Source organism: Mycobacterium uberis (assembly GCF_003408705.1).
GTDB lineage: Bacteria > Actinomycetota > Actinomycetes > Mycobacteriales > Mycobacteriaceae > Mycobacterium > Mycobacterium uberis.
Map to the genome: position 1 here is coordinate 56,742 of NZ_QAYL01000023.1, position 6,546 is coordinate 63,287.

Annotated in this window: 6 protein-coding genes, 1 tRNA gene and 1 pseudogene; 7 read left to right on the plus strand and 1 reads right to left on the minus strand. The window is 57.9% G+C overall.

The window, feature by feature from the left end:
* Positions 1–34 precede the first annotated feature (34 nt).
* From ftsZ to MUBE_RS11975, 7 genes and pseudogenes are all read left to right on the plus strand, one after another.
* Complete coding sequence (gene ftsZ / locus MUBE_RS11945; RefSeq protein ID WP_116540688.1) at positions 35–1,174, plus strand: cell division protein FtsZ; 1,140 nt, start codon at positions 35–37, stop codon at positions 1,172–1,174.
* Between the two features lie 49 nt (positions 1,175–1,223).
* A pseudogene (locus MUBE_RS11950) lies at positions 1,224–1,949 on the plus strand (purine nucleoside phosphorylase YfiH/LACC1 family protein).
* A 4-nt stretch (positions 1,950–1,953) separates the two neighbouring features.
* Positions 1,954–2,727 (plus strand): YggS family pyridoxal phosphate-dependent enzyme, encoded by a 774-nt coding sequence (locus tag MUBE_RS11955; protein ID WP_116540689.1) that lies wholly within the window; start codon positions 1,954–1,956, stop codon positions 2,725–2,727.
* 66 nt (positions 2,728–2,793) lie between these two features.
* A complete protein-coding gene (locus MUBE_RS11960; protein WP_116540690.1) occupies positions 2,794–3,438 on the plus strand; it encodes a cell division protein SepF in 645 nt (214 codons plus the stop codon).
* A 77-nt stretch (positions 3,439–3,515) separates the two neighbouring features.
* On the plus strand, positions 3,516–3,806 hold the full coding sequence (locus MUBE_RS11965; protein WP_116540691.1) for a YggT family protein: 291 nt from the start codon (positions 3,516–3,518) through the stop codon (positions 3,804–3,806).
* Positions 3,807–4,059: 253 nt separating this feature from the next.
* Complete coding sequence (gene wag31, locus MUBE_RS11970) at positions 4,060–4,857, plus strand: DivIVA-like cell division protein Wag31 (protein WP_116540692.1); 798 nt, start codon at positions 4,060–4,062, stop codon at positions 4,855–4,857.
* 75 nt (positions 4,858–4,932) lie between these two features.
* Positions 4,933–5,274 (plus strand): SUR7/PalI family protein, encoded by a 342-nt coding sequence (locus MUBE_RS11975; protein WP_116540693.1) that lies wholly within the window; start codon positions 4,933–4,935, stop codon positions 5,272–5,274.
* Between the two features lie 1,133 nt (positions 5,275–6,407).
* On the opposite strand, the gene MUBE_RS11985 is transcribed toward MUBE_RS11975, so the two are convergent.
* Positions 6,408–6,494, minus strand: a tRNA-Leu gene (locus MUBE_RS11985).
* Positions 6,495–6,546: the final 52 nt, after the last annotated feature.

Consider the following 6,546-nt stretch of genomic DNA (forward strand, 5'->3'; position numbering starts at 1 on the left):
CCGTCGGCTAGTCCCACCACGGAGGAGACGAATTATGACCCCCCCGCATAATTACCTTGCCGTCATCAAGGTTGTGGGTATCGGTGGCGGCGGCGTTAACGCCGTTAACCGGATGATCGAGCAGGGCCTCAAGGGCGTGGAATTCATCGCGATCAATACTGATGCGCAAGCGTTGTTGATGAGCGACGCAGACGTCAAGCTTGATGTCGGGCGGGACTCCACTCGGGGACTAGGCGCCGGTGCAAACCCTGAGGTCGGGCGCAAGGCCGCCGAAGATGCCAAGGACGAAATCGAAGAACTGCTGCAGGGGGCGGACATGGTGTTTGTTACTGCGGGTGAAGGTGGGGGCACCGGTACCGGCGGGGCACCCGTTGTCGCGAGTATCGCCCGCAAGTTGGGTGCACTGACTGTCGGTGTGGTCACCCGACCGTTCTCGTTCGAGGGCAAGCGGCGCAGCAATCAGGCAGAGAACGGCATCGTGGCGTTGCGGGAGAGTTGCGACACCCTCATCGTAATTCCTAACGACCGATTGTTGCAGATGGGCGATGCCGCGTTATCCTTGATGGATGCGTTTCGCAGCGCCGACGAAGTGCTGCTGAACGGTGTGCAGGGCATCACCGACCTGATCACCACGCCGGGGCTGATAAACGTCGATTTCGCCGATGTTAAGGGCATCATGTCGGGTGCGGGCACTGCGTTGATGGGCATCGGTTCGGCGCGTGGCGATGGTCGGTCGCTCAAGGCCGCCGAAATTGCCATCAACTCTCCACTACTGGAAGCGTCGATGGAGGGTGCACAGGGGGTGTTGATGTCGATCGCTGGTGGTAGCGACTTGGGCTTGTTCGAGATCAACGAGGCGGCTTCGCTGGTGCAGGACGCCGCGCATCCAGACGCCAACATCATTTTCGGCACCGTCATCGACGATTCGTTGGGTGACGAGGTGCGGGTCACCGTGATTGCGGCGGGCTTTGAAGCCAGCGGACCGGGCCGCACGCCTGTGATGGGCAGTACTGGTGGTGCGCACAGGATCGAGTCGGCGAAGGCCGGTGCGCTCACTTCGACGTTGTTTGAGCCTGTCGACGCTGTCAGTGTGCCGCTGCACGCCAACGGTGCGACCCTGAGTATCGGCGGTGATGACGACGACGTAGATGTGCCGCCGTTCATGCGTCGTTGAAGTCCCGTTGGGGTCTTTAGAAGTGCAGGGATTCGTCGATACTGTGCCGGTGAGCGTTCGCATCTGTCTCCGTCGGATGACCACGATGTGGGTGAGTAGTGTCTCGGCGCCGCTGTTCGATTCCTTCAACCTTGGCGACTGTGTTGGTGACGATCCGGCGGCGAAGATCGCTAAACGTGCTCGGTTGGCCGCTGCTATTGGACTGGGTGCCGGCCGGGTGGTGTGGATTAACCAGGTCTATGGTGATCGAGTCGAGGTGGTTGACGAGCCGCAGAGTGTCGCTGTCGGCGGCAAGGTGGGCATAGACGCCTTAGTGACCAGGGCATCCTGGCTGGCGTTGGTGGCGGTCGCAGTTGACTGTGTGCCAGTGTTTCTGCCCGATGCGTGCGGCGGGGTCGCCGCAGTAGTCGACGCTGGGCAGGGTAGGTGCCCCGCGAAGCGTGATAGCTCGCGTGGTGGACATGCGTGCTGAGCCTGCGCGCGTTGGGGATATTTCGGCACTGCTTGGCTCGGTGATCAGCGGCGCCAACTGTGAGGTAATCGCCACGATGGGCAGACCAGATCCCGGCGGCGCTGCCGAGCAGCCGCCCAACTACTTCTGGTTGGAACTTCCGGCCTTGACCTACGGACTGAAATCGCTCGCTGGCGCTGCGATTTGGGTGTCATGTTGATCGAAGTTGATCTATACACCACTACAATGGTTGACTCGACGTTGTTCAGCCATCGTCGGGCCGCGCCAACAGGGCGACCGGCGTCGCTGGCCTGGATGAAGTGACGGTATGGCGGAGGACCCTGGCCCGCAACGTGACCGCGAGTCTGAATTAACACATGCACTGGCGGCGGTGCGTTCCCGGCTTGCGGCCGCCGCGCAAGCTACGGGGCGCAATGTCGGCGAAATTGGCCTTCTACCTATTACCAAATTCTTTCCAGCAACTGATGTTGCGATTTTGTCTCGATTGGGTTGTCGGTCCGTTGGCGAATCGCGGGAACAGGAAGCTTCAATGAAAGTCGCTGAATTCGCTGAGCTGTTAGGGATTTCTCAGGAGGCGAAAATGCGCGTGCATTGGCACATGGTGGGTCAAATTCAACGCAACAAAGCGCGGTCATTGGCGCAGTGGGCGCATACTGCTCATTCGGTCGACAGCTCACAATTGGTCACCGCGCTCGACCGAGCGGTAGCTGGGGCCCTGGCTGACGGCCGCCGTGAGCAGCCGTTGCGAATTTACGTCCAGGTAAGTCTCGACGGCGACGTATCGCGAGGCGGAGTCAACGTTACTGTGCCCGGCGCAGTTGAACAGGTCTGCGCGCAGGTCGAGGAATCGAAAAGCTTGGAGTTGATTGGGTTGATGGGCATCCCGCCGTTGGGATGGGATCCCGACCAGGCTTTTGACCGGTTGCAATCGGAACATCGCAGGGTGCTGCAGTTGCACCCGGATGCGACCGGACTGTCCGCTGGTATGTCTAACGATCTCGAGGTTGCAGTCAAACATGGTTCGACGTGTGTGCGTGTCGGTACCGCGCTATTGGGTCCGCGCCGACTACGGTCACCGTAAGTAGTCACTGTAGTCACATCTTCATCACAGGGACCACAGCTTTCAGGCCTAGAAGGGGATCACGCAATGAGCACGCTGCATAAGGTCAAGGCCTATTTCGGAATGGCTCCGATGGAGGATTACGACGACGAGTACTACGACGATCGCACTTCTGCCCCCGGCTACGGGCGTTCCCGGTTTGAGGAAGGGTATGGTCGCTACGAAGGACGTACCTATGGCGATCCGCGCGATGACCTGAGTGGCGTGCCGGCCGACTATCCGCCACTCGGGTACCGGGGCGGATATGGGGATGAACCCCGCTTCCGCCCACGCGAGTTCGACCGTCCTGACCTGAGCAGGCTACGCTTGGGATCGTGGTTGCGAAACTCCACCCGTGGAGCGTTGGCGATGGACCCACGCCGGATGGCTATGCTGTTTGACGAAGGTAGCCCACTTTCGAAAATCACCACGCTGCGGCCTAAGGACTACAGCGAGGCACGCACCATCGGCGAGCGGTTCCGAGGCGGCACTCCGGTCATCATGGATTTAGTGTCGATGGACAATGCCGACGCCAAACGCCTGGTCGATTTTGCTGCGGGCTTGGCCTTTGCATTACGCGGATCGTTCGATAAGGTCGCCACTAAGGTGTTCCTGCTGTCGCCCGCCGATGTCGACGTATCTCCTGAGGAGCGTCGCCGGATCGCCGAAACCGGCTTCTACGCCTACCAATAGATCGGTCCGGTAGTCTGGCTGTAGCCGTTACACGTAAATGGAGATTGGTATCCTTATCGGTAAGGTCGGGGCTTTAGTTGACGTTGTCTTATCACATCCTTGGATTGGCGCTGTTTCTCTTCTGGCTACTGCTGATCGCACGGGTCGTCGTCGAGTTCATCCGCTCGTTTAGCAGAGAGTGGCGTCCCAGTGGTGTCACTGTGGTCATCTTGGAGATCATAATGTCGATCACTGATCCGCCGGTGAAGCTGTTACGGCGGTTAATTCCGCAACTTACCATCGGTGCGGTCCGCTTCGATCTGTCCATCATGCTGTTGCTGCTGGCCGCGTTCATCGGCATGCAATTGGCGTTAGGCGCTGCGGCCTGACTGACGCCATGCTCCGTCGCTCCGGAAGGGGGGCGACGGTTTGGCGAAGATTTGCTCCGTGCGATTTCAAATTTAAGAGCTGGGATTTTATTGGCCTTAAAGTTTGAAATTCGTTCTTAAAATTTATTTAGGTTTATTTAGGCAACGGTAACAGTCGGGTCTGGTGTGACAGGATGGACGGTAGTTGCGCGATGGCTACCACGCTGTTCTACACTCTCCAGATCGTTTGACAAGGGACTTGAGGGGACGAACAATGCCGCTTACACCAGCCGACGTCCATAACGTGGCGTTCAGTAAGCCGCCCATCGGCAAGCGTGGCTATAACGAAGATGAGGTCGACGCCTTCCTTGACTTGGTTGAGAACGAGCTAACTCGGCTCATTGAAGAGAATTCCGACCTACGGCAGCGGATCGAGGAGCTGGATCACGAACTGGCCGCGGTTGGCGGTGTTAGTGCCGTCCCTGTTACCGTCGCGCAGCCTACTCAGGCGCTCCCCACTTTCGAACCCGAAGCGGAGCTTGTGAAGTCGACATCGGTGGCAGTTGCTGCCGGAACGGCCGAAGAATTGGCGATGAAGGCCACTCGGGTGCTCTCCTTAGCACAGGATACGGCTGACCGGGTTACTACCACGGCTAAGGTCGAGTCGGACAAGATGTTGGCTGATGCCCGGGCCAATGCCGACCAAATTCTCAGCGAGGCTCGCCTGACGGCGGAAGCTACCATTGCCGAGGCCCGGCAACGTGCCGATGGGATGCTGGCTGACGCCCAAGCCCGCTCCGAGGCTCAGTTGTCTCAAGCCCAGGAGAAGGCCGATGCCCTGCAGGCCGACGCTGAGCGTAAGCATTCTGAGATTATGGGAACCATCAACCAGCAGCGCACGGTGTTGGAAGGCCGACTAGAGCAGCTCCGCACTTTCGAACGCGAATATCGGACCCGGCTGAAAACCTATTTGGAGTCTCAGCTCGAGGAACTTGGCCAACGTGGGTCAGCTGCCCCGGTTGATTCTAACGCGGATGCTGGTGGGTTCGATCAGTTCAATCGGGGTAATTAACTAGCCAAGGAGCGTGTCAGACTCCACGGTCGGCATACTAGGTGGTAATCTTACTTGTTGGCTGGAGGGTCACCGATGCTGATAATCGCACTGGTGTTGGCCCTCATTGGGCTCGTTGCGCTGGTGTTTGCGGTCGTCACCAGCAATGAGCTGGTGGCGTGGGTGTGTATTGGTATAAGTGTTCTGGGCGTGGTGTTGTTAATCGTTGACGCAGTACGGGAGCACCAGCGCATCAATGCGGCCAACGACCAGGATCAGCAAGACATGGACTGGGAAGACAAGGATGCTGAAGTGCCAGATGAGGGTGGCAAGGACGGCGACATCGGCAGCGATGAGTTGTTGGAGCAGGCTAACACCGACATGGGTGAGGAATCAGTGGTGATCGCTGACAAACATGGTGACGACCGCGCTACGTAGAGACTAGTGAATGACAACAGCTCTCTTACGCCGCAGTGCCCGGGCTGCCTGTTTTCTTCAGTGGTCCTATGATGCGTCTCCGGTGTTGGGTAACGTCAGAGTAGAACTGGCCGACCGCATTTGACGCGGTCGGCACTGTTCTGCACATCACATCATCGGCTTCGCGTGCGAGCTCACGGCAAGCTGACTGTGACCCGACAGGTACCACGATAATTATTGTTTGGTTTGGAGGTTGTGTTAGGCCTGCCCAGCCTGTAGGCCACGGACGGCCGCCAGGCATGCTGGCGCCGGTGGCGATGCCGTCGTCGACGAGGATCATGATCCTGTCGTGCAGGTCGGAGTACCGGGCGCCAGGAGCGATAAAGCCTGTTCGTGTCGCATGAGTTCCACTGTCTCCCTATCGATCACCGCTCTCACCTATTGGTTGGTGATGTGCAAGCTAGAAACCATGTTGTCGTTCATCATAATCATCACAGCACCTTTAGCCAGCGCACCCATCGCTAGCTCATTCTACTGCTGTACACCAAGCTTACGAACCAGGAAAACGTCGAGCGCGGCAGTGCAGTGCCGTGGCGATTTCCCAGCCCATTGGAACACTATCGCGAGTCAACCCCAGGACGGGTAAGCCCTGCTTGTCGACGTAATGCATTATCTATTCGGTGAGCATACGGCCAGCTTCGCACCGGTCGCCGAAGGTGATGTCGGTGTCTGCCGAAGAAAGCTACTCGGTAGGCTCAGTGGTTGTACTCCAGGCTATTGATTCCTCATCAAGCTTACGCCCGCTCGTGATGCCAAGCACCGACTTGGCAAATTAGACATCCTAATCGTAAAATCTTATCCGCGGCTACGGCAACAATATTGGACTAGGTCATGCCGATAGCAGTGTATGTAAACAAAACTGATGACGGTGGTGGGTCGATGGAAAACCTCGGCGTTGATACTTCTGCGGTATGAGTATGGCAACTTTCTAACTATAATAGTTTACACTATAGCTTGCGTAGTCGTCTGGGCTGTTCGTAATCTGCTGCGAGTTTGTGATGGTTTTCGGAGGACGAGTGTCGGCTACTATTGCAAGAGCCGCCTACCCGTCACTGAAACAGCATTGCGGACGATAGTCCGACTCAATTACAGCGTGTCCGAGGGGGGACTTGAACCCCCACGCCCATTTAGTAGGGCACTAGCACCTCAAGCTAGCGCGTCTGCCATTCCGCCACTCGGACAGATCCCAAACACAGTTTGGCAGTCCAGGCTATCGGATTGGTCCGCGCCGGC